This window comes from Enterobacter sp. 198 (assembly GCF_009025585.1).
Lineage (GTDB): Bacteria > Pseudomonadota > Gammaproteobacteria > Enterobacterales > Enterobacteriaceae > Enterobacter > Enterobacter ludwigii.
Map to the genome: position 1 here is coordinate 269,591 of NZ_WCIM01000016.1, position 24,618 is coordinate 294,208.

Sequence of the window (24,618 nt, forward strand, 5' to 3'; positions counted from 1 at the left end):
ATCATTGCTGTGCATCTTTGCGCGGCTGGCGCAGCACTTCATTAATCTGCGGTTTATCCACCGGCCCGGTGATGCGATAGCGCAGAATAGAAACTTTGCTCCACAGCGGCCCCAGCACTTTACTGGCGGCAAACACCGCCGCACCGACAATCGGGTTCACCACAAAAGCCGCCGCCACGCCGACGGTGGCAGAAATTTCAGGTGCCACCACCGCTTCCATATCCAGTTCACGGCGCACGAGGTTGACCGAGCCTTTCATCGCAATATCCGCTTCCAGGCCGTCCACCAGCGTATCGTCGGTATGCAGCACCCCGTCTTTGATCCATGCCGTACTGCGGATTGAGTCGTAATAGAAACCTTCGCTGAAGGTATCGCTAAAGTCGAAACGCAGCTTACGCAGCAGGGCATCAAAGCTCAACAGACGCAGTATCTGGCCCGCATGCCCGGTACTCACATCGGCAATTTCACCCTTGCCAAAGCGGGTTTTCAGAATGCCGTTCAGCGAGGCTTCATCCGGCGTCCACGGTGCCGCACGCCAGTGGAGATCGTAATTCACGTCAAATGATGAACCCCGCAGCGGCGTGCTGATGCCAAAGAAGTTAGCCACGGAATCCAGTTTATTGCCCTTGATGTCGCCCTTCAAAGAAGTTCGCTGCTCGCCCGGGTTATTAACCCACTCCCCGGCGGCCCTCAGACGGCCAAAACCGGTGTCGATAAGCCCGCCCGCAAGGCTCAGCGTATTCCCCTTAATGGCGAAATCGCCGTCAATACGGCCATATTTTTGCCCCCAAAGCCAGCACTCAGCACAGCGTAGCTGGAGATCGGGCCAGCCGCTGAAGTCGATACGGGTTGGGTTATTCAACGGCGCCGTATTTGACGGATGATCTTTTCCGCTCGCGGTGGCTGGGTTGTAGTAGAGATAGCGAATCGCCGCCTGCCACGGCGCATTGTCGCGCATGGTCAGCGTGCCATTGATCTCGCGGCCCTGGGCTTCGACTTTTGACCCGTTCGCCATTGGCTGCGAAACAATGCTCAGGTTATTCCACTGCTGTCCACCCAGCATCAGCGACGGCGTACGAACAGTAATGCTCTGCGGGAACTGGGCAGCCTCATCAACGTTTTGGCCCACGCCCTTCTGGAACAGGGCCAGCCACTCGGCCCCGTCCATTGGCGGCAGATTAAGCTCAATGCCGGTGTGATCGGGCAGCGGCGGCGTGGTGCGGCTGTCCGTCGTCCAGATGGCTCTGTCGAGCGTGAGCTTACGGTTAAGCAGCCAGCGGCTGTTGAAATGGTTTTTCTCACCCGCACTGCCGGTCAGCGCGAAGCTGTTAAGATTGCCATCGACGTTAACCTTTATTGGCAGCGGTTGACCGGACGATTTATCCAGCGGTGCAGGCAACTGGCTCTGAATGTTTTTCAGATCGCCGGTGATATCAACTTTATAGCGCGCACCGGCGTGATAAGGCAGTTCAATTGCCACCTTGCCATTCCAGGAGACTGCACCGTTAACGGACTCCTCGATCGGCTTCGGCAGAACATCCATGCGCGATGGCTGCCAGTTGCCGTCCAGGTTGACGGCTACCTGATAAGCTTTCTCGCCCTCGGTGGTCGAGAAATCAATATTCACAGGCTGATTAAACCAGCTGGCCGTGAGCGGCTCGCTCTTCAGGTTACCGTTCTCAAAGCTAAACTGCCCGCTGAGGTTCTTCAGGGTGCTTTCAAGCGGCTTAATATACAGGCTGTTGTTATTGAGACGGACGTCGCCTTTGGCGGTGGTCATTTCACCGTCGAGCGGGATATCAAGATGTAAGCGAGCACTCACATCGCCATCCAACTGCAGCTGCTGAAGGGTGGCTGCCAGTGACTCTTTCAGCGGCGTGTCTTCAAAATAGGGGCCGACCGCTTTCCCGGGGCCGTTAATGTCGGCATCAATCAAAAGCTTCTCTTTTGAGTAATCCGGAATGTTTGCCGTCAGGTTACTGGCCGTTACGCCGCCCAGCGCCACGTTGTCTGCCTTCATCCATAATCCGTCATTGATAAAATTAAGTTCAATGTCGAGATTTTTCAGCGCAGGCCAGCCCGGCTGGAAGGCGAAGGTGGCGTTATGCAGCGGCACCAGCACCTGGAATTGACCTTCATTGTGCTTGTACGGGAAAAGATGCGGATTACCGCCGTAGACCAGGGTGGCATTATCCGCCTGACCGCCCTGGATCGCGCCGCTCAGATAGTCCACCAGCGCTTTGCCCATCAGGTTCTCGGGGAAGTAGCGCCAGGCCTGAGAACCGTCGTTAGTGCTGATCCCGGCCAGAATACCCAGCCACGGCTCTTCACCTTCAGGCTGCAGATAGCGGAAATCGCCACGCGCATGCACCGCTTTGGCTTTCACATCGATATGGCTCCCATCCAGCTGGAAACCTTTATCGTTACGCAGCCAGTTGAGCACCGCATTGCCTTGTTCAATTTCCAGCGGCGCACGGAAGACCGTTTCGTAAGGCATTCTGGCGTCATGCATATCGACCGTTAGCCTGCCGTTCTCAACGCTCCCTTCCAGCTTACCGCTGAAGTTTTCCGCCCCCGGTAACATCTTCCACTGCTTCCAGGCCAGACCTTTCCATGCGGCCTGAAAACGGGTCTTTTCCGTGGCCTGAAGCGGGATATCCAGCGCCAGCGAATCTATCTTTCCGCTTGGCTGCGTTGCCAGCCAGATCTCACCCAGGTCCGGAGAGAGCTTGGCGGCCATCGAGCGAAGACCTTCTATTGCGGCCAGATCGAGGTTGCTGGCGCGAATACGCAGCTCGTCACTGCGTTTGCTGGTCGCCCCACCGACATCCTGTTCCGGCATCCAGGCCAGCGTCAGAGCACCGCGCGGCCAGGGTTTGTTATCCATGGTGATGCGTGTGTCCGGAATGGCAAACTGCCAGCCCTCTCTCTCTTTCGTCACGTGCGCGGTGAGGTTATCGACCGAAAGTTGATGCTGCTGTTTTTCGCCCTTCCAGCTTGCGCCCCCCTGCTTAAGCCAGATATCGCCGCTGGCAAATTCCCCTTTCGTCAGGGTCATCCAGCCTTCAAGGCTAAAACGGGCGGTTTCCAGCTGCATATTTTGCTGTAACCAGTCGCCGAGCCACGGCTTAACATCCACGTCGTCTGCCTGCAGCCATACCTTGCCGTTATTTAACAAACCGTCGTCGTCGCGCAGATCCATACGAACCTGCATCACGCCGTGCTGGCCGTTCAGGCTGGAGAGATTCACCTGTCCTTCCGCGCGATGGCGTTCTTTGCCGTTGAGCCAGGTCAGCTGTGGGATCGCCAGTTCAGCGCGCTGCCCGGAGAGGGTAATAAAGCTCACTTCACTGTCGCGCAGATCGAAATGATCAAACTGACGCAGGAAGAGATCGCTGAAGCGGTTGGTTTCAAGGCTCTGATTGCTATCGCCGCCGGACAGCGGGGTATTGGTCAGAAACTGAAGCTGATAAAAGGTGAGATCGCGGAACTGCCAGCGAAAATGGAGCAGGCTTTGCCAGACATCCAGCGCCAGGGTGACGCGTTTGATTTTCAGATAGCCGCCATCTTTCAGGCTGGCATTGATATCCCGGACATCAAGCGTCGGGCCAAAATTCTGCCAGCTGGCGCTTATCTGGCTCACGTCCACCGGGACACCGGTGGTGGATTCGATTTTTGCCAGCAGCTGCGGACGCCAGCTGTCCAGATGCGGTAAAACGAGGCGCAGCCCGCTCACGAGCAACGCGACAATCACGACCAGCGTTGCCCCTGTAAGCAATAAAATCCCCGGCAATCGCCTCACTCATCTCTCCTTGTCAGCTTTGGTCACGCGGCGTACCGCGTCTTACATCATCACGACGTCAAACTGCTCCTGGTTATAGAGCGGTTCGATTTGAACTTTTACCTGTTTACCGACAAAGATTTCCACTTCCGCCAGCGCGTGCGACTCTTCGCCTTTCAGCGCTTCAGCCACCGCAGGGGAAGCATAGACCAGAAAACGATCGGAGTCGTAGGCATGATGAACGCGAACGATTTCACGCATGATCTCGTAGCAGACGGTCTCAACCGTCTTTACTGTGCCACGTCCGTGGCAGGTTGGGCATTCATTGCACAGCACGTGCTCCACGCTTTCGCGGGTACGCTTACGCGTCATTTCCACCAGCCCCAGCTGTGAGAAGCCGTTGATGCTGGTTTTCACGCGATCTTTACTCAGCGCCTGCTCCAGCGAGTGCAGCACACGACGGCGATGGTCTTCATTACTCATATCGATAAAGTCGATGATGATAATGCCACCCAGATTGCGCAGGCGAAGCTGGCGGGCGATGGCCTGCGTGGCTTCGATGTTGGTATTAAAGATTGTGTCATCCAGGTTGCGATGGCCGACAAACGCGCCGGTGTTGATATCCACCGTCGTCATCGCTTCGGTCTGATCGATGATCAGATAGCCGCCGGACTTCAGTTCAACCTTGCGTTCCAGCGCTCGCTGGATCTCATTTTCGACGTCATAGAGATCGAAGATAGGCTGACGCCCCGTGTAATGCTCCAGCAGGCCAGGCATTTCGGGAATGTATTCGGCGGTAAATTCCAGCAGTGCTTCATAGGTCAGGCGGGAATCCACGCGAATTCTGTCGAGCTGTGCATCAGCAAAATCACGCAGGACACGCTGAGCAAGCGCCAGTTCGCCGTAAAGCTGGTAGCGGGTCTGGTTGCGTTTTTTACGCTCCATGACTTTGGTCCAGACGCGCTTGAGGTAGGCCGCATCAGATGCCAGATCGTCTTCACTGATCCCTTCTGCGGCGGTACGGATGATAAACCCGCCCTGTTCATCGCAGTAAGCGCTGACCACTTTTTTAAGACGCTCGCGCTCGCTTTCGCTCTCAATGCGCTGCGAAACGCCCACGTGTGACGCGCCAGGCATAAAGACCAGATAACGGGAAGGCAAGGTAATGTCGGTCGTCAGACGGGCGCCTTTCGTGCCCAGCGGATCTTTGACGACCTGCACCATCAGATCCTGGCCCTGACGCACCAGTTCGGAGATATCGCGCACGGCAAACTGCTTTTGCTCTTCGCCCGCGACGCATTCGGTATGCGGCATAATGTCGGAGGCATGTAAAAATGCCGCCTTATCCAGTCCAATATCTACAAAAGCCGCCTGCATACCCGGTAGTACACGACTGACACGACCTTTGTAGATATTGCCTACTATTCCGCGCCGCGCTTCACGCTCAATATGAATTTCCTGAAGAATGCCACCATCAATATAGGCCACACGGGTTTCCGATGGCGTTACGTTTACCAACAATTCAGCCGTCATAATTATCCCTTCCCTCACGCAGTGAGTTAAAATTGCTCAGCAACTCATACGTTTCCACCAGCGGTAAGCCGACTACGGCGTGATAGCTGCCATTAATCTTCCTGACAAAACAGCCACCCAGCCCCTGAATACCGTATGCACCTGCCTTATCCATCGGTTCACCGCTGGTGATATAAGCGGCGATCTCGTCGTCGGTAAGCACTCTGAATGTCACGTCCGTCACCACCAGGCAATCCAGCACGTGCTGGCTGTCCGCCAGCGCGACGGCGGTCATTACCTGATGTGTTTGTCCGGACATTTTGCGCAGCATGCGCGCCGCATGTTCAGCGTCGTGCGGTTTCTCAAGCACTTCACCGTTAAGAATAACGATGGTATCTGCCCCCAGCACCGGCAAGTCACGCGGCGTTTGCGCCACGCCTGCCTGCGCTTTCTCACGCGCCAGTCGAGAAACGTACTGCTGGGCACTTTCGCCTTCAGCGCGTTTCTCTTCGATGCCCGTAACAATGCGTTCAAAGGAGACGCCCAGCTGAGTGAGCAACTCCTGACGACGCGGAGAACCAGAAGCAAGATATAGAGACGTCATAGAAACCTTTTATTGCACAGCAAACTGCTGGCGAACCTTACGCATCAGCAGGAACAGCCACGGCCAGAGCACACCGTTTACTACACTACTCCAGAACACTTCCGGTCGGAAAGAGACGTTGATCACTAAAAACTCTGCCCAGAAAACAACGATATCCGCAGCAAGCGACAACAACATCACCACCAGCGCCTGTTGCCAGAGCGCGAGGTTACGAAAGAGCTGGAATTTAAGTGCGACGAGGTACGCAATAATACTCATGGACAAGGCGCGCACGCCAAGCGTAGAGCCACTAATGAGATCCAGTATGGCACCCATCACAAAACCTGTGCCGACATTTACGCGGTGCGGCAGGGCAAGGATCCAGTAGAGCAAAATGAGCAATACCCAGTTTGGCCGGAAAACGAGAATGTCGTCCGGCCAGGGCATGATTTGCAGTAACAGCGCAATGAGAAATGAGAGCCAGATAACCCAGCGTCCCTGGCTACGGTAACTTGCCACTACTGCCCTCCCGAGGAGAGTTTAGGCGGTGGCGGTGCATCCGGCAGCGGTTGCGTTAGCCCCGTAGCAGGGGCCGGTACTGGCGCAGGGGGTCCCATGGCATCCGGTGCCGGCAGAACCTGCGGCATCATTTGCATCAGTCGTTCATTCGCGACGCGATGAACATCTTCAGGCGTCATGGGGTTAGCACCATTGCGGTCGGCGCCCCACAGCAGCAGCAGGTAGCGAAGACGCTGTAAACCTGCGGTTGGACGCGCCTGAATCACGGTATAGGCACGCTGCGTATCAAGCTTCACCGAAGAGACAACCGCAACCGGATACCCTTCAGGGAAACGTCCACCCAGACCCGACGTCACCAGAACGTCGCCCACACGAATGTCCGTGTTAGCCGGCAGATGTTCCAGCTGGAGATCGTCGGTACACCCGTTACCGGCCGCGATGACGCGGATGTCATTACGCAGTACCTGAATCGGCAACGCATGCGTGGCATCGCAGATCAGCAGAACGCGGCTGGTCAGTTTGGCCACAGCAACAACCTGGCCTACAACGCCTTTATCACTGATAACAGGCTGACCTTCATACACACCGTTCACGCTTCCTTTGTCGATCACCACCTGATCGCTGTAAGGATCGTTGACGGTGGAGATCACCTGCGTCACCATCTTCTGCTCATCCTGACGCAGCGGCGAGCCGAGCAGCTCGCGCAGACGCGCGTTTTCCTGCTTATATTGTCCCAGCATCAGCAGCTCGCTGTTTTTCAACAGCAGTTCCTGACGTAATGCCCGGTTTTCGAGTTCGAGTTGGTCACGTGAAGACAACGTTTGAGAAACGGAGTCGAGCAACTCACGGGGACCATTTGAAATAAAGTAGAAAGGACTGACGGCGGTATCCATGTACGTTCTGATCTGACTGAACGTACCGAGGCGGCTATCGGCAATAATGACCCCAAGCGCAACCAGGACCGCCAGAATGAGGCGAAACTGTAGCGATGGGCCACGGCTAAAAATTGGCTTCATAGGCTATGCGTATTCTCGTGTCAGAGAGAAAGGGTAGCGATACGCTACCCTTTCACAATGACTACTCTTCGCTGAACAAGTCGCCGCCGTGCATGTCGATCATTTCCAGCGCCTTGCCACCACCACGGGCGACGCAAGTCAGTGGATCTTCTGCAACTACGACAGGAATACCTGTCTCTTCCATTAACAGGCGGTCGAGGTTACGCAGCAGCGCACCACCACCGGTCAGAACCATACCGCGCTCGGAGATGTCAGACGCCAGTTCTGGTGGGCACTGTTCCAGAGCAACCATTACTGCGCTCACGATACCGGTCAGAGGTTCCTGCAGCGCTTCCAGAATTTCGTTGGAGTTCAGGGTAAAGCCGCGTGGAACACCTTCAGCCAGGTTACGGCCGCGAACTTCGATTTCACGCACTTCATCGCCCGGGTAAGCAGAACCGATTTCATGCTTGATACGCTCAGCGGTCGCTTCGCCGATCAGGGAACCGTAGTTACGACGCACATAATTAATGATGGCTTCGTCGAAACGATCGCCACCGATACGCACGGAAGAGGAGTACACCACGCCGTTCAGGGAGATAACGGCCACTTCAGTGGTACCACCACCGATATCCACCACCATAGAACCGGTCGCTTCAGAAACAGGCAGACCCGCACCGATTGCCGCCGCCATTGGCTCTTCAATCAGGAACACTTCACGCGCGCCTGCACCCTGGGCTGATTCACGGATTGCGCGACGTTCAACCTGGGTGGCGCCAACCGGCACACACACCAGAACACGCGGGCTTGGGCGCATGAAGCTGTTGCTGTGAACCTGCTTGATGAAGTGCTGAAGCATTTTTTCAGTCACGAAGAAGTCAGCGATAACGCCGTCTTTCATTGGGCGGATTGCGGCGATGTTGCCAGGGGTACGTCCCAGCATCTGCTTCGCGTCATGACCCACAGCGGCTACGCTTTTCGGCGAGCCGGCACGATCCTGACGAATGGCCACAACGGAAGGCTCATTCAATACGATGCCTTGTCCTTTAACGTAAATAAGGGTATTCGCGGTACCCAGGTCAATGGACAGGTCATTGGAAAACATGCCACGAAATTTTTTCAACATACTAAGGGATAATCCTGAAAGCTGGGGCGGAAAACAAAATCCGCTTACTTTACCAACCACACGCAGCAGCGACAAGGCGCAAAAATCATCTGCAGCGGTGAAAATTTGTGCAGTACGTATCCTGATGTTACAAATCTTTCCCTGATTCCCTCAGGGCTGAGTACACAGTAGCGTCCCTCACTGACATTTGTAACCCGCTAAAGGTCGTTCACTGGCTTTTTGCTCGTCATACTCAAAGCTACAGGCGCGATATTCTACGTGAAAACGGATTAAACGGCAGGTCAAACAGAGTATCTTTGCAAATATTTTTTCACATTGGTGTCAAGCGGCTGAGAGGAGGCAAAAAAATCCCCCTGACCGCCCGTCACACCGCGCTCTGTCAACATCTGCCATTCGCTTCTGGAGCGCACGCCCGTGGCAAAGACTTGTGTTCGCGTTCCCTTGCACGCTTCCACCAGACTCTGTACCAGCAGCTGGTTTTCCGTGCGCTTTTCAATGTTCCTTACCAGCCCCGGATGCAGCTTTAATAACTCCACATCCAGTTCCTTAATCCAGTTAGTACTGACCAGCGTTAAACCCGCCTGCGTGACCGCGACACGGGCACCTAGCGCATTAATCAACCGTACTACCGGACGTAACCGGCTGATGTGTTGACCCACATCCGCCTCAGCAAGTTCAAAAATAATGTGTTTGCGTTGCGATTTTTCGCATTGCATTAATGTATCACGCAACCAGCGCTGAAAACGCGGGCGAATTAACGACTCCACGGTAACCTGTAGCGCCAGGTTTTCTTCGGGCCAGAAGGATAAAAACGGCATGAGTCGGGTGATCTGCTGGCGGTCATACTCTTCAGAAAGCCCAAACTGCAGCACCATCGGTAAATATTCCGCGGAGATGACCTCTTCCGTACCGTCAAAAATACGGCACATCAGCTCACGGTGATGAACGTTCCCGTTTTTCATCACCGCCGGTTTTTGATAAATGCGCGGCCCGCCGCGGCTGAGCATTTGCTCTATCAACGTTCGCCAGCGCACATTGCCGCGCCCTTTTTCCGGTAACGAATCGTCATACACAGCCCAGCCGTTAGCGCCCTGCAACACGGCGTTGCGGGTTGCCGCTTCAGCATGTTCCATCACCTGTTCCGTCGACTGGCCGCCGCGCCAGGCACAGATGCCCATATGAACCATATCGTCCCTGTCGAGCATTTTGCTCTGCGGCAGCGCATCCACCGCTTTCAGCAGCTGGCTGGCGATGCTTTCTGACTCTTTCAGCGTACGGTGAGGCAGCAGCACGGCAAAGTCGCTGCGGTGATAACGGGCCAGCAGCGCACCCGGATAACGCATAATAAAGGTGGAGAGCAGGTTGATCAGCGTAAAGAGATTCTCTTCCGCCACGCGCTGTCCCCAGGTGTCGCGCAGCAGATCGAAATCGGGCAGGCGAATCATCATGACAACACCGTGCGTCCCGACTTTTTCCGGATCGTCCAGCAACGTGGCCAGTTGATTATCAAAGAAAAGACGGTTGTTCAGCCCGGTTTTATTATCCTGCGCAGCGTAAGAGCGGATCAGCGTGTCCATACGGCTGCGCTGGTCGCTGGCGAACTGAATTTCTGAGAGCAGCGTATCCAGCGCACTGCTGGCACGCGCAGGCCATTCATGGATCGAGCCACGCACCTGCGGGCCACGTTCACCGTTCAGTATTCGCACGGAACGCATCTCCAGCAGTTCCTGACCAGAGAGCTGACGGCGCAGCCAGCGAACCGCGAGAAAAATCAGCAGGACAATAAACGCGACGGCGACGGTGAGCGGCGCGGTGGTCATCATCGAGCGGAAGTAGCTGGCCATTGGATCGAGGTAGACCATGTTTATGGTCATGCCCGGGTTTTTAAGGGAGTGCACCGTCACTTCCCGGTACTGGCTTACCACGCCCGCAGGCCGATAGCTGTCCTGCCGGGCATGGCTTAAAACATTATGCTTTCCCTGCAGAATGTCGATTTGGACAATATCGACAGGCACCATCAACTCATCCAGCTCGCGGGACAGCGCCGGCAGCGGGGTGGTGAGGAGACGATTATCAATCACCGACGCGACAGACTGCACCCGATTAACCAGCTTGTCCTGAATGGCGTTATAAAAGCTCAGAGAACAGCCAAGGAGCGTGACAAAAATGGTCAGCCCCGTCAGTAAGGTGATAAAAGCCGAGAACTTCGTCGTTAATCGCATCCTTGAGATAACTCCGTGGGTTGTGGGGGTAGCGAGTAAGCGCTAACTTGCATTTCAAATGCGGCATACTATCAAACCTGGCGTATCTGGCAATTTATTGCGTTAAATCGGCATTGCTTTTCCCTGAGGGAGTATAGTCTTCAGGAGCTATTTTCCAATCATCTGAGTCGTGAGGACCCTGTATGCAGGCTTTGATTTTAGAACAGCAGGACGGCAAAACGCTTGCCTCGGTGCAGGCCGTTGAAGAGAGCCGACTGCCGGCAGGCGAAGTGACCGTCGACATCGACTGGTCCAGTTTAAATTATAAAGATGCGCTGGCTATTACCGGGAAGGGTAAAATCATCCGAAATTTCCCTATGGTGCCAGGTATCGATTTTGCGGGCCGGGTTCATGCGAGCGAAGATCCGCGCTTCCATGCCGGCCAGCAGGTGCTGCTCACGGGCTGGGGCGTGGGCGAAAATCACTGGGGCGGGCTGGCGACACAGGCGCGCGTGAAAGGCGACTGGCTGGTGCCGATGCCACAAGGCCTGGATGGTCGTAAAGCGATGATCATCGGTACCGCAGGCTTTACCGCCATGCTGTGCGTGATGGCGCTGGAAGATGCCGGTATTCGCCCTGAATCGGGTGAGATCGTCGTGACCGGTGCCAGCGGTGGTGTGGGCAGCACGGCGGTAACATTGCTGCACAAACTGGGTTACCAGGTTGCGGCAGTTTCCGGGCGCGAGAGCACCCACGCGTACCTGCGTCAGCTCGGCGCTAATCGCATCCTGAGCCGCGACGAGTTTGCCGAAACCCGTCCACTGGAAAAACAGCTCTGGGCAGGTGCGGTAGATACCGTCGGTGACAAAGTGCTGGCAAAAGTGCTGGCGCAGATGAACTACGGCGGCTGCGTGGCAGCCTGTGGTCTGGCGGGCGGTTTTGCCCTGCCCACCACCGTGATGCCCTTTATTCTGCGTAACGTTCGCCTGCAGGGTGTTGATTCCGTGATGACCCCGGCGGCGCGCCGCATTGCGGCCTGGGAACGTCTGCAGCGCGATTTGCCGGACACGTTCTTTACTCAGAGCGCAACCGAAATCACGCTTAGCCAGGCGCCTGAATATGCCAGCAAGATCATGGACAACCAGTTCCACGGCCGCGCGCTGGTGAAAATTGCCTAATCTTCAAATTTTCGTGACATATTCGCGCTAATCCCTCTCCTCCGTCATGCTTAGAAAAACGCATGACGGAGGATGCCATGAAAACCCGAAAACTGACGGAAGCCGACGTAACGTCGGAATCTGTCTTTATGTTACAGCGCCGCCAGATCCTGAAAATGCTTGGCATCAGCGCCACCGCACTGACGCTTTCCCCTGTGGCTCATGCCGACTTGCTCGACTGGTTTAAAGGTAACGATCGCCCGAAAGCCCCTTCTGGCGCCCCACTCACCTTTACGAAACCCGCTCAGTGGCAAAACACACTGACGCTGACGCCGGAAGACAAAGTGACCGGCTATAACAATTTCTACGAATTTGGTCTCGATAAGGCCGATCCTGCGGCCAACGCGGGGAGTATGAAAACCGATCCGTGGACGCTGAAAATCGACGGTGAAGTGGCAAAACCGCTGACGCTGGACCATCACGATCTCACCACCCGTTTTCCACTGGAAGAGCGTATCTACCGCATGCGCTGCGTGGAAGCCTGGTCGATGGTCGTGCCCTGGGTAGGCTTCCCGCTGCATAAACTGCTGGCGATGGTTGAACCCACCAGCAACGCAAAATATGTCTCTTTCCAGACGCGCTACGCCCCGGACGAGATGCCGGGCCAGAAAGATCGGTTTATCGGCGGTGGGCTTGCGTATCCGTATGTCGAAGGGTTACGGCTCGACGAAGCGATGCATCCTCTTACGCTGCTGACCGTCGGTGTTTACGGCAAAGCACTCCCGCCGCAGAACGGCGCGCCTGTTCGCTTAACGGTGCCGTGGAAGTACGGTTTTAAAGGGATTAAATCTATCGTCAGCATTAAGCTCACCCGCGAACGTCCCCCCACGACCTGGAACCTGGCGGCGCCCGACGAATATGGCTTTTTTGCCAATGTGAACCCGCACGTCGATCATCCCCGCTGGTCGCAGGCCACCGAGCGATTTATCGGTTCCGGCGGCGCGCTGGATGTGAAGCGTCAGCCAACACTGCTGTTTAACGGCTACGCTGATGAAGTGGCGTCGCTTTACCGTGGCCTTAATTTACGGGAGAACTTCTGAGTGCGTTTAACGGCAAAACAGATAACCTGGCTGAAAGTGCTGTTGCACTTAGCCGGGTTGCTTCCTTTTATCTGGTTATTCTGGGCCGCCAGCCAGGGGCTTTTTAGCGCTGATCCGGCAAAGGATATCCAGCACTTTACCGGTCGGATGGCTCTGAAATTTTTACTGGCGACCTTGCTGGTGTCACCATTAGCGCGCTACGCTAAACAGCCATTATTGATACGCACCCGCCGGCTTTTGGGACTATGGTGTTTTGCCTGGGCGACGCTCCATTTGACCAGCTACACATTGCTGGAACTGGGCATTAACAACCTGGCACTGCTGGGCCGCGAACTGGTCACCCGTCCGTATCTGACGTTAGGTATCGTGAGCTGGCTGGTGTTACTGGCATTAGCACTGACATCAACGCAATATGCACAACGTACATTGGGCAGGCGCTGGCAACTGCTGCACAACTTCGTCTATCTTGTCGCGATCCTCGCACCCATCCATTATCTGTGGTCGGTGAAGATCCTCTCCCCGCAGCCCATACTCTACGCGCTGCTGGCTGTGGCGCTTTTAGCATGGCGTTACAAGAAGTTCCGTCAGTGGTTGCGATAATTCGCGAAACTGTGCGTTTTCCCGCAGAATCCCTGTCAACCGCGAATCTTTTTCGGATAGCGGTTGATAATCTTCCCTGATAAGACCAGTATTTAGCTGCCAAATGCTACGAAATCGTTATAATGTGCGACTTTGGTTTACCCGACAGCGGTTTTAGGCCTCTGAAAAGGTGACAATCGTGCTTCGAAGGTATATTTTGTTTTTTACCGGAGAATCGCAGGAGATAGCGGCACAATGGCTGATAAGTTCCATATCTTAGTTTTAAACGGACCGAACCTGAACATGCTCGGCACCCGCGAGCCAGAGAAGTACGGCTCGCTAACATTGAGTGAAATTGTTAACCGTCTGAGCACGGAAGCAACGTCGCTGAATGTGGATTTGGATCATTTTCAGTCGAACGCGGAGTACGCAATCATCGACCGTATTCATCAGGCTAAAGACATTGTGGACTATATCCTGATCAATCCGGCCGCGTTTACGCACACCAGTGTTGCTATTCGCGACGCACTGCTCGCAGTGAGTATCCCGTTTATCGAGATCCACCTGAGCAACGTGCACGCCCGAGAGCCGTTCCGCCACCATTCCTATCTATCAGATATCGCCGCTGGCGTTATTTGCGGACTGGGCGCTGACGGCTATTCATACGCTTTACAGACAGCGGTAAAACGCTTGTCACAATCACACTAAACAAGAGTACGGAACCCACTCATGGATATTCGTAAGATTAAAAAACTGATCGAGCTGGTTGAAGAATCAGGCATCTCCGAACTGGAAATTTCTGAAGGCGAAGAGTCTGTACGCATCAGCCGTGCAGCCCCAGCCGCTAGCTTCCCGGTAATGCAGCAGGCTTATGCTGCGCCAGTGCAGCAGCCTGCGCTTTCCGCAGCCGTTGCACCAGCAGCTGAAGCCGCACCTGCCGCTGCAGCAGAAATCAGTGGTCACATCGTACGTTCCCCAATGGTTGGTACTTTCTACCGCACCCCGAGCCCGGATGCGAAAGCGTTCATCGAAGTGGGTCAGAAAGTCAACGCAGGCGATACCCTGTGCATCGTTGAAGCGATGAAAATGATGAACCAGATCGAAGCAGACAAATCAGGCACTGTGAAAGCGATTCTGGTCGAAAGTGGTCAGCCGGTTGAATTTGACGAGCCGCTGGTCGTCATCGAGTAACGAGGCGAACATGCTGGATAAAATTGTTATCGCCAACCGCGGCGAGATTGCACTGCGTATTCTTCGTGCCTGTAAAGAACTGGGCATCAAGACCGTCGCTGTGCACTCAAGCGCGGATCGCGATTTAAAACACGTATTGCTGGCGGATGAGACGGTCTGTATTGGCCCGGCTCCGTCCGTAAAAAGCTATCTGAACATCCCGGCTATCATCAGCGCCGCTGAAATCACCGGCGCGGTGGCAATTCATCCGGGTTATGGCTTCCTCTCTGAGAACGCCAACTTTGCTGAGCAGGTTGAGCGCTCTGGCTTTATCTTCATCGGCCCGAAAGCTGACACTATCCGCCTGATGGGCGATAAAGTGTCCGCAATCACCGCGATGAAAAAAGCCGGTGTTCCAACCGTACCGGGCTCTGACGGTCCTCTGACCGACGACATGGATGCTAACCGTGCTCATGCGAAACGCATTGGCTATCCGGTCATCATCAAGGCGTCCGGCGGCGGCGGCGGTCGCGGTATGCGCGTTGTGCGTAGCGATGCTGAACTGGCTCAGTCCATCTCCATGACCAAAGCGGAAGCGAAAGCAGCTTTCAGCAATGACATGGTGTACATGGAAAAATACCTTGAAAACCCACGCCACATCGAAATTCAGGTGCTGGCTGACGGTCAGGGTAACGCTATCTATCTGGCAGAACGTGACTGCTCCATGCAGCGTCGTCACCAGAAAGTGGTTGAAGAAGCGCCAGCACCGGGCATTACGCCGGAACTGCGTCGCTACATCGGCGAGCGTTGTGCTAAAGCCTGTGTCGATATCGGCTATCGCGGTGCGGGTACTTTCGAGTTCCTGTTCGAAAACGGCGAGTTCTACTTCATTGAGATGAACACCCGTATTCAGGTAGAACACCCGGTTACCGAAATGATTACCGGCGTTGACCTGATCAAAGAACAGCTGCGTATCGCTGCGGGTCAGCCTCTGTCCATCAAACAGGAAGAAGTTGTGGTCAAAGGCCATGCGGTGGAATGCCGTATCAACGCCGAAGACCCGAATACCTTCCTGCCAAGCCCGGGTAAAATCACGCGTTTCCACGCGCCGGGTGGCTTTGGTGTGCGTTGGGAGTCTCATATCTACGCGGGTTACACCGTACCCCCGTACTATGACTCCATGATCGGTAAGCTTATCTGCTACGGCGAAAACCGTGACGTGGCAATTGCCCGCATGAAGAACGCCCTGCAGGAGCTGATCATCGACGGTATCAAAACCAACGTTGAACTGCAGATGCGTATCATGAGCGACGAGCACTTCCAGAATGGTGGGACTAACATCCACTATCTGGAGAAAAAACTCGGTCTGCAAGAGAAGTAATCGCGCAGTCACGCCAAAAAGGCCGGATAATCCGGCCTTTTTTTATTTCTGGGGATCGGAAAGCCCCATCATGTACAATCCCCGCTTTATTCATCCACAAGGGACAAAAAATGGACAAGCGTTTTGTTCAGGCCCATAAAGAAGCGCGATGGGCGCTGTGGCTGACCCTTCTCTATCTTGCCGCATGGTTGGTGACCGCTTACTTACCTGACTCGGCTATTGGCATTACCGGCCTGCCTCACTGGTTCGAAATGGCCTGCCTGCTGGTGCCGCTGGTCTTTATCCTGCTGTGCTGGGCAATGGTGAAATTTATCTACCGGGATATCCCGCTGGAGGATGATGATGCAGCTTGAAGTCATTCTGCCGCTGGTCGCGTATCTGGTGGTCGTGTTTGGTTTGTCCGTTTATGCAATGCGTAAGAGAACCACCGGCACTTTCCTGAATGAGTATTTCCTCGGCAGTCGCTCGATGGGCGGTGTCGTGCTGGCCATGACGCTTACCGCCACCTATATCAGCGCCAGCTCGTTTATCGGTGGCCCCGGTGCAGCCTATAAATACGGGTTAGGCTGGGTGCTGCTGGCAATGATTCAGCTGCCTGCCGTCTGGCTCTCACTGGGTATACTGGGTAAAAAGTTTGCCATTCTGGCACGCCGTTATAACGCCGTGACGCTCAACGATATGCTGTTTGCGCGCTACCAGAGCCGTCTGCTGGTGTGGCTGGCAAGCTTAAGCCTGCTGGTCGCGTTTATTGGTGCAATGACGGTGCAGTTCATCGGCGGGGCACGTCTGCTGGAAACCGCTGCAGGGATCCCCTATGAGACGGGCCTTATCATCTTTGGGGTGAGCATTGCGCTGTATACCGCGTTTGGCGGATTTCGCGCCAGCGTGCTGAACGATACGCTGCAGGGGATGGTGATGCTCGTTGGCACAATCGTTCTGCTGGTGGGAATTGTTCACGCCGCAGGTGGTCTGAGCCATGCCGTTGAAACTCTGGAAGCGATTGACCCGAAACTGATTTCCCCACAAGGTGCGGATGATATCCTTTCGCCAACATTTATGACGTCGTTCTGGGTGCTGGTGTGCTTTGGTGTTATTGGCCTGCCGCATACCGCCGTGCGTTGTATCTCATATAAAGACAGCAAAGCCGTTCACCGGGGTATTATTATCGGGACGGTCGTTGTTGCAATCCTGATGTTCGGCATGCATCTGGCGGGTGCGTTAGGACGTGCGGTTATCCCCGACCTTACGGTTCCCGATTTGGTGATCCCGACCCTGATGGTCAAAGTGCTTCCGCCTTTTGCCGCGGGGATATTCCTCGCCGCGCCAATGGCCGCCATAATGTCGACCATTAACGCCCAGCTACTGCAGAGTTCCGCTACGATCATTAAAGATCTCTATCTGAACCTGCGTCCTGAGCAGGTTCAAAATGAACGACGCCTGAAGCGTATGTCGGCGGTGATTACGCTCGTTTTAGGCGCGCTGCTGCTGTTAGCCGCATGGCGTCCGCCGGAGATGATCATCTGGCTGAACCTGCTGGCGTTTGGCGGCCTTGAAGCCGTCTTCCTGTGGCCGCTGGTATTGGGCCTCTACTGGGAGCGCGCCAACGCTGCCGGTGCCCTGAGCGGCATGATTGTCGGCGGTGTGCTGTATGCCGTGCTAGCTACATTTAAAATTCAGTACCTGGGCTTCCATCCTATTGTGCCTTCGTTACTGTTAAGTTTACTGGCGTTTGTGGTCGGGAACCGTTTCGGTCAGCCTGTCCCACAGCCCGCTACGATTTCTACTGATAAATAAAGAGTTTTGCCATGCCGTGGATCCAACTAAAACTGAATACAACCGGCGCTAACGCCGAAGAGCTAAGCGATGCGCTGATGGAAGCCGGTTCGGTCTCCATCACCTTCCAGGACACGCATGACACGCCGGTGTTTGAGCCACTGCCGGGCGAAACCCGCCTGTGGGGTGATACCGACGTTATTGGCCTGTTTGATGCAGAAACTGACATGAAAGAGGTTGTCGCGATCCTGGAAAATCATCCGCTGCTGGGTGCGGGTTTTGCACACAAAATCGAACAGCTGGAAGACAAAGACTGGGAACGTGAGTGGATGGATAACTTCCACCCGATGCAGTTCGGTAAACGTCTGTGGATCTGCCCGAGCTGGCGTGACGTTCCGGATGAAAACGCGGTAAACGTGATGCTGGATCCGGGCCTTGCATTTGGGACCGGTACTCACCCGACGACTTCTCTGTGCCTGCAGTGGCTGGACAGTCTGGATCTGGACGGCAAGACGGTGATCGACTTCGGATGCGGATCCGGGATCCTCGCTATCGCGGCGCTGAAACTGGGCGCGGCCAAAGCCATTGGGATCGATATCGATCCACAGGCTATTCAGGCCAGCCGTGATAACGCTGAACGCAACGGCGTTTCTGACCGTCTTGAACTATATCTGCCGGATGCGCAGCCAGAAGCCATGAAAGCCGATGTGGTGGTGGCGAACATTCTGGCCGGCCCATTACGCGAACTGGCCCCGTTAATCAGCGTACTGCCCGTTGACGGCGGTCTGCTGGGGCTTTCCGGGATCCTGGCAAGCCAGGCTGACAGCGTTTGCGAAGCCTACGCCGATCTTTTCGCCCTCGACCCGGTGGTCGAAAAAGAAGAGTGGTGTCGTATTACGGGCCGTAAAAAGTAAGCCATTGGCGTGGTCATCTGACCACGCCTCTCTTCCTCCGATAATCCTCTCTTCCCGTGCCCTTCTCCGGTAAAATACCCACACAAATCATATTGATAAAAATGGTTTGAACCACAATAATTCACCGGAAGAATACTATGACCCACTTTACTGGCAAGGCAGCGCTCTTTGCGCTGAGCATTATCTCGGCTTCAGCCTGCGCATCACACTGGAGCTACGAAGGCGAAGGCGCACCGGAACACTGGGGCGAACTGGACGAGGCTTACAAAACCTGTCAAAGCGGGATGAATCAGTCCCCCATCAACATTGAATCCACTGCTAACGCGCACCTCTCCCCGCTGCAAACACATTACATTGATGGCCCTGTGACGCTGACGAACAACGGCCACACCATTCAGGCAAGTGAAAAGCCGGAAACCCGCGATACCCTTACTCTCGATAAGCAAACCTGGACCCTGCAACAGTTCCATTTCCACGCGCCGAGCGAAAACACCGTGCATGGCAAGAAATTTGCGATGGAAATGCATCTGGTGCACAAAAACGCGGCCGGTGAGCTGGCGGTGGTGGCGGTCATGTTCGATAAAGGGGCCGCGAACCCGGAGCTGGATAAGCCGTGGAGCGTCATGCCTGAGCAGGCCGAACAGAACGTCTCGATTAAGCAGGAGCTCAATCTGAACAAGCTGATTCCAAAAGATAAAACATACTGGCGCTTTAGCGGCTCGCTGACCACGCCGCCGTGCTCAGAGGGGGTAACCTGGATTGTACTGAAGCACCCGCTGACCGTCTCTGCAGAGCAGCTTGAGAAATTCTCCCACACGATGCACCACGAAAATAACCGCCCGGTACAACCCCTACATGGTCGCGTAGTCGTCGAATAATGCGCATTTTTCGCATGCAGATCATGTTCTAAAATGCGACTCAGATCGCAAACAAGCGGGATAATCTGCTGCTAAAAACAGCAGATTATCCCGCTCAAGTGATGCATTTATTCAGAAATGATGAGAAGTTACGGGAAATTGTAAGCGGCTATAAAATAATCATTCCATCATAACTTTATGATTTAACAGGTTTATAATTTTCACCTGAAGGACAGAGCGGCGATTCCTTGATCTACAACAGTGGATTGTTCAAAGTTTGGCCTTTCATCTCGTGCAAAAAATGCGTAATATACGCCGCCTTGCAGTCACAGTATGGTCATTTCTTAACTCATGCGCATCGGACACTACCAGCTCAGAAATCGCCTGATCGCAGCCCCAATGGCAGGTATTACCGACCGGCCGTTCAGGACGCTGTGCTATGAGATGGGGGCAGGTTTAACCGTTTCCGAGATGATGTCGTCTAACCCACAAGTGTGGGAAAGCGATAAGTCCCGCCTTCGGATGGTGCACGTTGATGAACCAGGTATTCGCACCGTGCAAATTGCCGGAAGCGTGCCTGAAGAGATGGCAGATGCCGCGCGGATTAACGTGGAAAGTGGCGCCCAGATTATTGATATCAATATGGGTTGCCCGGCCAAGAAAGTGAATCGCAAGCTTGCAGGTTCAGCCCTTCTGCAATACCCCGACCAGGTGAAGTCTATCCTGACCGCGGTTGTCAGCGCAGTGGACGTTCCTGTTACGTTGAAGATTCGCACGGGTTGGTCGCCGGAACACCGTAACTGTGTAGAGATTGCCCAACTGGCCGAAGACTGTGGCATTCAGGCCCTGACCATCCATGGACGCACTCGCGCCTGTTTGTTCAATGGTGAAGCTGAATACGACAGCATTCGGGCAGTTAAGCAGAAAGTTTCCATTCCGGTTATCGCGAATGGTGACATTACTGACCCGCTTAAAGCCAGAGCTGTGCTCGACTATACGGGAGCTGATGCTCTGATGATAGGACGTGCCGCTCAGGGAAGACCCTGGATCTTTCGGGAAATCCAGCATTATCTGGACACTGGGGAGTTGCTTGCCCCACTGCCACTGGCAGAGGTAAAGCGCTTGCTTTGTTCGCATGTTCGGGAATTGCATGACTTTTATGGTCAGGCAAAAGGGTACCGAATTGCGCGTAAACACGTATCCTGGTATCTCCAGGAGCACGCTCCAAATGACCAGTTTCGGCGCACATTCAACGCCATAGAGGATGCCAGCGTACAGCTGGAGGCGTTGGAGGCATACTTCGAAAATCTTGCGTAATGAAATAAAGAGCTGACAGAACTATGTTCGAACAACGCGTAAATTCTGACGTACTGACCGTTTCTACCGTTAACTCTCAGGATCAGGTAACTCAAAAGCCCCTGCGTGACTCGGTTAAACAGGCACTGAAGAACTATTTTGCTCAACTGAACGGTCAGGATGTTAATGACCTGTATGAGCTGGTACTGGCTGAAGTTGAACAGCCACTGTTGGACATGGTGATGCAATACACCCGCGGTAACCAAACCCGCGCTGCCCTGATGATGGGTATCAACCGTGGTACACTGCGTAAGAAACTGAAAAAATACGGCATGAACTAATTTCGGTTAGCGAAATGCTTGTTTAAAAAGGCGCTACCTGGCATGGGGATGCGCCTTTTTTATTGCCCGCGCCTGTCACCGTCAAGGCTGTGTAAACCTTCGTTTATCCCCCTTTTAAACCGCGACTTTTCGTGTATATTTCCACCACCTCACTGAACCTCTTTACCCGGAATGACACGCATGATTCGTAAATACTGGTGGCTGGTTGTATTTGCTGTCTCAGTTTTCCTCTTCGACGCGCTCCTGATGCAGTGGATTGAACTGATGAGCACTGAAGCCGATAAGTGTCGCAATATGAATTCCGTAAATCCGCTAAAATTAGTGAACTGCTCAGAACTCGACTAACCGCCTGACGTCGCTAAACTCACTGTTAAGACCCACTAAAAACGGGGATTTAAATCCCTTTGAGCCGTTACCTTACGATGATAATGTCTCGCCCTTCTCAACCGCGCCTGCGTAACTTCACACTCGAGTAGAACCGATCATGCTGGTTAGCCAATACAACCATATCCTCGTCGTCCTCTCCTTTGTTGTTGCTATCCTTGCTGCCTATACCGCGCTGAATATGGCTGCTCGTGTTGCCGGGAGTCAGGGCGTGGCTGCGCGCGTCTGGCTGGCCGGCGGCGGTATTGCCATGGGGATTGGCGTGTGGGCCATGCATTTTATCGGCATGCTGGCGATGGACCTCTCCATGAGCATGCGCTACAACGCGACCCTGACGGTGCTATCCATGGTTATCGCCGTGGGCTCGTCACTGTTTGCGCTGTGGCTCGTAAGCTGTGAGCAGTTACGTTTGCGCCGTCTGCTGCCCGGTGCGTTAGTGATGGGCTGCGGCATTGTGGCGATGCATTACACTGGCATGGCGGCGCTGGAAGTCTCTCCCGGTATTATCTGGGACAAAACATGGGTGGCCATTTCGGTTGTCATTGCGCTTGCGGCTTCGCTCGCTGCATTATGGCTGACGTTCCGCTTGCGGCATGAAGCGTCTCAGGTGTCGCTGATGCGTTTTGCCGCCGCCGTTACGATGGGGATCGCCATTGCCGGTATGCACTATGCCGGGATGAAAGCTGCTCAGTTTCCAATGTCGACCATGACACACCATGAAGGTATTAACGGCAGCTGGCTGGCAGTACTGGTCAGCGTCGTCGCACTCGCCATACTGGGGATCACGCTGCTGGTTTCGATGCTGGATGCCCGCCTTCAGGCACGAACCTCCCTTCTGGCCTCATCCCTTGCAGAAGCGAACCGCGAACTCGCTCAACTGGCTTTACAGGATACGCTGACGCGTCTGCCGAACCGTGTTTTGCTGGAGGACCGACTCGATCAGGCCATCAGCAAAGCTGACCGTGAAGGCACCCATTTTGCACTGATGTTCATGGATCTCGACGGGTTTAAAACCATCAACGATGCGTACGGCCATGATGTCGGTGACAGACTGCTTGTCGCCGTGACGCAGCGCCTGCTCACCCCCCTGAAGGGTCAGTTCACCCTTGCCCGTATCGGTGGTGATGAGTTTGTTCTGCTGGCTGAAGGAGAAGGTCCGGATGATGCGGCCTCACTGGCCAACTCGCTGGTTCGCGCTATCGATAGCCCATTCAATCTGGATCCCTATGAACTGATGGTAACCCTTAGCATTGGTATCGCGCTCTATCCCCACGACGGTAAAACCGAGCGCGAGCTGATGTTTAACGCCGATGCGGCGATGTACCACACGAAGCACATGGGCCGAAACGGTTATCACTTTTTCCAGCCCTCCATGAACACCCTGGCGCAGACCCATCTCCAGTTGATGAACGATCTGTGGCTGGCTATCGATCGTAATGAACTGCGCCTGCTTTATCAGCCAAAATTCCACGCACCGGCGGGTCCTGTCCTTGGGTTCGAGGCGCTATTGCGCTGGCAACACCCGAAGCAGGGATTGCTGACGCCAGACCTGTTCCTGCCGCTGGCGGAAAAAACGGGGCTGATCATCCCGATTGGCAACTGGGTACTTAATGAGGCCTGCCGTCAGTTGCGGGAGTGGCACCTTCAGGGGCATCAAAACTGGTCGATGGCGGTGAACCTGTCGACACTGCAGTTTGAGCAACCTTCACTGGTTAAAACGGTGCTCGACTGCCTGACGCGTCACAACGTACCGCCGGAGATGCTGATCCTTGAAGTGACGGAAACCACGGCGATGAGCAACCCGGATGAGAGTGTGCGCGTGCTGACAGAGCTGACGGACGCGGGCGTGAAAGCCTCCATTGATGATTTTGGTACCGGTTATTCCAGCCTGCTTTATCTCAAGCGCCTGCCGGCCTGTGAATTGAAAATCGACAGAGCGTTCGTGAAAGAATTAAGCGGTGAAAGCGAAGACGCCACCATTGTCTCAGCGATTGTGGCCCTGGCAAAAACGCTAAATCTGAAAGTCGTGGCGGAAGGGGTGGAAACCGAAGCACAGCAAACCTTTTTGACGGCGCTGGGCTGCAACACGCTTCAGGGCTATCTGTTGGGCAAACCGGTCAGTGCACAGACCATCGAAACGCTCTGCGCGCAAGGGGAAATGTTACCTGGCGCTGAGCTAAAATCATCCTCATGAGGCGACACCCGCACGACAGGGAGTGTCGCCAGAATGCTATCGACCAGCGCAGGAGCCTGCTGATAAAGATTAAAGCTGCTGTTATTCATTAACCAGTTTTTAATGATTCCGCTGAAAAAACCGTGGAAAACAATCAGGGTTAGATCAACATTTACCTGTGACGAAATGAGGTTCCGCGAAATACAGTCCTGCAACGTGGCACGTAAAGACTCATAATTAAAACCAATACGTTTTCTGATTTCACACTCTGAAATCATATCGCTATTAAATTCACACTTATGATACAAAATTTGCAAAAGAGCGCATTGCCGAGGCTCATGTGCAATATATTGCAACGCAGCAATAAATTGCTCACGAAGCATTAACAAGGGATCGCTGCCCGCAGAAAGAGAAAGTCTGTCACGAATGATGTCACGAAACGGTAATTGCTGTTCCCAGATGGCATTAAATATTTCTGATTTACTGGTAAAATGCCAATAGATGGCACCCCGTGTAACATTTGCTGCATCCGCGATATCCGTCAGCGTCGTGTTCGCCACGCCCCGCGTCGCAAACTGCCCGATAGCCGCTTCAATCAGCTGCTGACGGGTTTGTTGAGCCTCTTCTTTCTTTTTACGCGCCATAGACGACTACTCGTTACTCACAAGGTTTATATTTACACGGATCAGGTACACGAAAGTATTCACTACTTTGCGTTTTAATTTTGCACAAAAAAAGTCAAATCGCTTAATTAATAATTTAGACAAATGCATAAA

The 24,618-nt window shown here is 54.3% G+C and carries 22 protein-coding genes; 14 read left to right on the top strand and 8 right to left on the bottom strand.

Going from position 1 to position 24,618, the window contains the following annotated elements; translation table 11 throughout:
- Position 1 precedes the first annotated feature (1 nt).
- From yhdP to csrD, 7 genes are all read right to left on the bottom strand, one after another.
- Entirely contained in the window at positions 2-3,802 is a 3,801-nt protein-coding gene (gene yhdP, locus F8561_RS09140) for an AsmA2 domain-containing protein YhdP (protein ID WP_151887353.1), read from the bottom strand.
- A 42-nt stretch (positions 3,803-3,844) separates the two neighbouring features.
- The gene (gene rng, locus F8561_RS09145; RefSeq protein WP_014885432.1) at positions 3,845-5,314 is read right to left on the bottom strand and encodes a ribonuclease G; all 1,470 of its coding nucleotides are present in this window, start codon (positions 5,312-5,314) and stop codon (positions 3,845-3,847) included.
- Positions 5,304-5,897, bottom strand: a complete 594-nt coding sequence (locus F8561_RS09150) for a Maf family protein (protein WP_014171859.1) — start codon at positions 5,895-5,897, stop codon at positions 5,304-5,306. Before F8561_RS09150 ends, rng begins: the two co-directional genes overlap by 11 nt.
- Positions 5,898-5,906: 9 nt before the next feature.
- On the bottom strand, positions 5,907-6,395 hold the full coding sequence (mreD, locus tag F8561_RS09155; RefSeq protein WP_014071997.1) for a rod shape-determining protein MreD: 489 nt from the start codon (positions 6,393-6,395) through the stop codon (positions 5,907-5,909).
- Positions 6,395-7,411, bottom strand: a complete 1,017-nt coding sequence (gene mreC / locus F8561_RS09160) for a rod shape-determining protein MreC (RefSeq protein WP_014171860.1) — start codon at positions 7,409-7,411, stop codon at positions 6,395-6,397. The genes mreD and mreC overlap by 1 nt, the downstream gene beginning before the upstream one ends.
- 61 nt (positions 7,412-7,472) lie before the next feature.
- Positions 7,473-8,516, bottom strand: a complete 1,044-nt coding sequence (mreB, locus tag F8561_RS09165; RefSeq protein WP_000913396.1) for a rod shape-determining protein MreB — start codon at positions 8,514-8,516, stop codon at positions 7,473-7,475.
- Between the two features lie 281 nt (positions 8,517-8,797).
- Complete coding sequence (gene csrD / locus F8561_RS09170; RefSeq protein ID WP_014171861.1) at positions 8,798-10,738, bottom strand: RNase E specificity factor CsrD; 1,941 nt, start codon at positions 10,736-10,738, stop codon at positions 8,798-8,800.
- A gap of 182 nt (positions 10,739-10,920) precedes the next feature.
- On the opposite strand from csrD, the gene F8561_RS09175 reads away from it, so the two are divergent.
- The 14 genes from F8561_RS09175 (at position 10,921) to F8561_RS09240 (ending at position 23,863) form a co-directional block, all read left to right on the top strand.
- On the top strand, positions 10,921-11,895 hold the full coding sequence (locus F8561_RS09175; protein WP_020883505.1) for an MDR family oxidoreductase: 975 nt from the start codon (positions 10,921-10,923) through the stop codon (positions 11,893-11,895).
- Positions 11,896-11,972: 77 nt separating this feature from the next.
- On the top strand, positions 11,973-12,974 hold the full coding sequence (gene msrP / locus F8561_RS09180) for a protein-methionine-sulfoxide reductase catalytic subunit MsrP (protein ID WP_086532055.1): 1,002 nt from the start codon (positions 11,973-11,975) through the stop codon (positions 12,972-12,974).
- Complete coding sequence (gene msrQ / locus F8561_RS09185; RefSeq protein ID WP_151887354.1) at positions 12,975-13,574, top strand: protein-methionine-sulfoxide reductase heme-binding subunit MsrQ; 600 nt, start codon at positions 12,975-12,977, stop codon at positions 13,572-13,574. It begins immediately after the preceding gene.
- A 234-nt stretch (positions 13,575-13,808) separates the two neighbouring features.
- Positions 13,809-14,261: a type II 3-dehydroquinate dehydratase gene (gene aroQ, locus F8561_RS09190; RefSeq protein ID WP_047956178.1), complete on the top strand. Its 453-nt coding sequence runs from the start codon at positions 13,809-13,811 to the stop codon at positions 14,259-14,261.
- Positions 14,262-14,282: 21 nt separating this feature from the next.
- Positions 14,283-14,744 (top strand): acetyl-CoA carboxylase biotin carboxyl carrier protein, encoded by a 462-nt coding sequence (gene accB / locus F8561_RS09195; RefSeq protein WP_014171866.1) that lies wholly within the window; start codon positions 14,283-14,285, stop codon positions 14,742-14,744.
- Positions 14,745-14,754: 10 nt separating this feature from the next.
- Positions 14,755-16,104, top strand: coding sequence for an acetyl-CoA carboxylase biotin carboxylase subunit (accC, locus tag F8561_RS09200; RefSeq protein ID WP_020883502.1), 1,350 nt, complete (start codon positions 14,755-14,757; stop codon positions 16,102-16,104).
- 110 nt (positions 16,105-16,214) lie between these two features.
- Positions 16,215-16,457, top strand: coding sequence for a YhdT family protein (locus tag F8561_RS09205; protein WP_006178860.1), 243 nt, complete (start codon positions 16,215-16,217; stop codon positions 16,455-16,457).
- On the top strand, positions 16,447-17,898 hold the full coding sequence (panF, locus tag F8561_RS09210) for a sodium/pantothenate symporter (RefSeq protein WP_020883501.1): 1,452 nt from the start codon (positions 16,447-16,449) through the stop codon (positions 17,896-17,898). The genes F8561_RS09205 and panF overlap by 11 nt, the downstream gene beginning before the upstream one ends.
- A gap of 11 nt (positions 17,899-17,909) precedes the next feature.
- On the top strand, positions 17,910-18,791 hold the full coding sequence (gene prmA / locus F8561_RS09215) for a 50S ribosomal protein L11 methyltransferase (protein ID WP_014171869.1): 882 nt from the start codon (positions 17,910-17,912) through the stop codon (positions 18,789-18,791).
- A 137-nt stretch (positions 18,792-18,928) separates the two neighbouring features.
- Entirely contained in the window at positions 18,929-19,669 is a 741-nt protein-coding gene (locus F8561_RS09220; RefSeq protein ID WP_151887355.1) for a carbonic anhydrase, read from the top strand.
- A gap of 330 nt (positions 19,670-19,999) precedes the next feature.
- Positions 20,000-20,965, top strand: a complete 966-nt coding sequence (gene dusB, locus F8561_RS09225) for a tRNA dihydrouridine synthase DusB (protein WP_014171871.1) — start codon at positions 20,000-20,002, stop codon at positions 20,963-20,965.
- A gap of 23 nt (positions 20,966-20,988) precedes the next feature.
- Positions 20,989-21,285 carry a DNA-binding transcriptional regulator Fis gene (fis, locus tag F8561_RS09230; RefSeq protein WP_000462905.1) on the top strand — a complete coding sequence of 99 codons (297 nt, stop codon included), beginning with the start codon at positions 20,989-20,991 and terminating at the stop codon, positions 21,283-21,285.
- Positions 21,286-21,465: 180 nt separating this feature from the next.
- Positions 21,466-21,630: a DUF2556 family protein gene (locus tag F8561_RS09235; protein ID WP_020883498.1), complete on the top strand. Its 165-nt coding sequence runs from the start codon at positions 21,466-21,468 to the stop codon at positions 21,628-21,630.
- A gap of 139 nt (positions 21,631-21,769) precedes the next feature.
- Positions 21,770-23,863 carry a putative bifunctional diguanylate cyclase/phosphodiesterase gene (locus F8561_RS09240; RefSeq protein WP_151887356.1) on the top strand — a complete coding sequence of 698 codons (2,094 nt, stop codon included), beginning with the start codon at positions 21,770-21,772 and terminating at the stop codon, positions 23,861-23,863.
- On the opposite strand, the gene envR is transcribed toward F8561_RS09240, so the two are convergent.
- A complete protein-coding gene (gene envR / locus F8561_RS09245) occupies positions 23,767-24,486 on the bottom strand; it encodes an acrEF/envCD operon transcriptional regulator (RefSeq protein ID WP_020883496.1) in 720 nt (239 codons plus the stop codon). The two genes, F8561_RS09240 and envR, sit on opposite strands and share 97 nt — an antisense overlap.
- Positions 24,487-24,618: the final 132 nt, after the last annotated feature.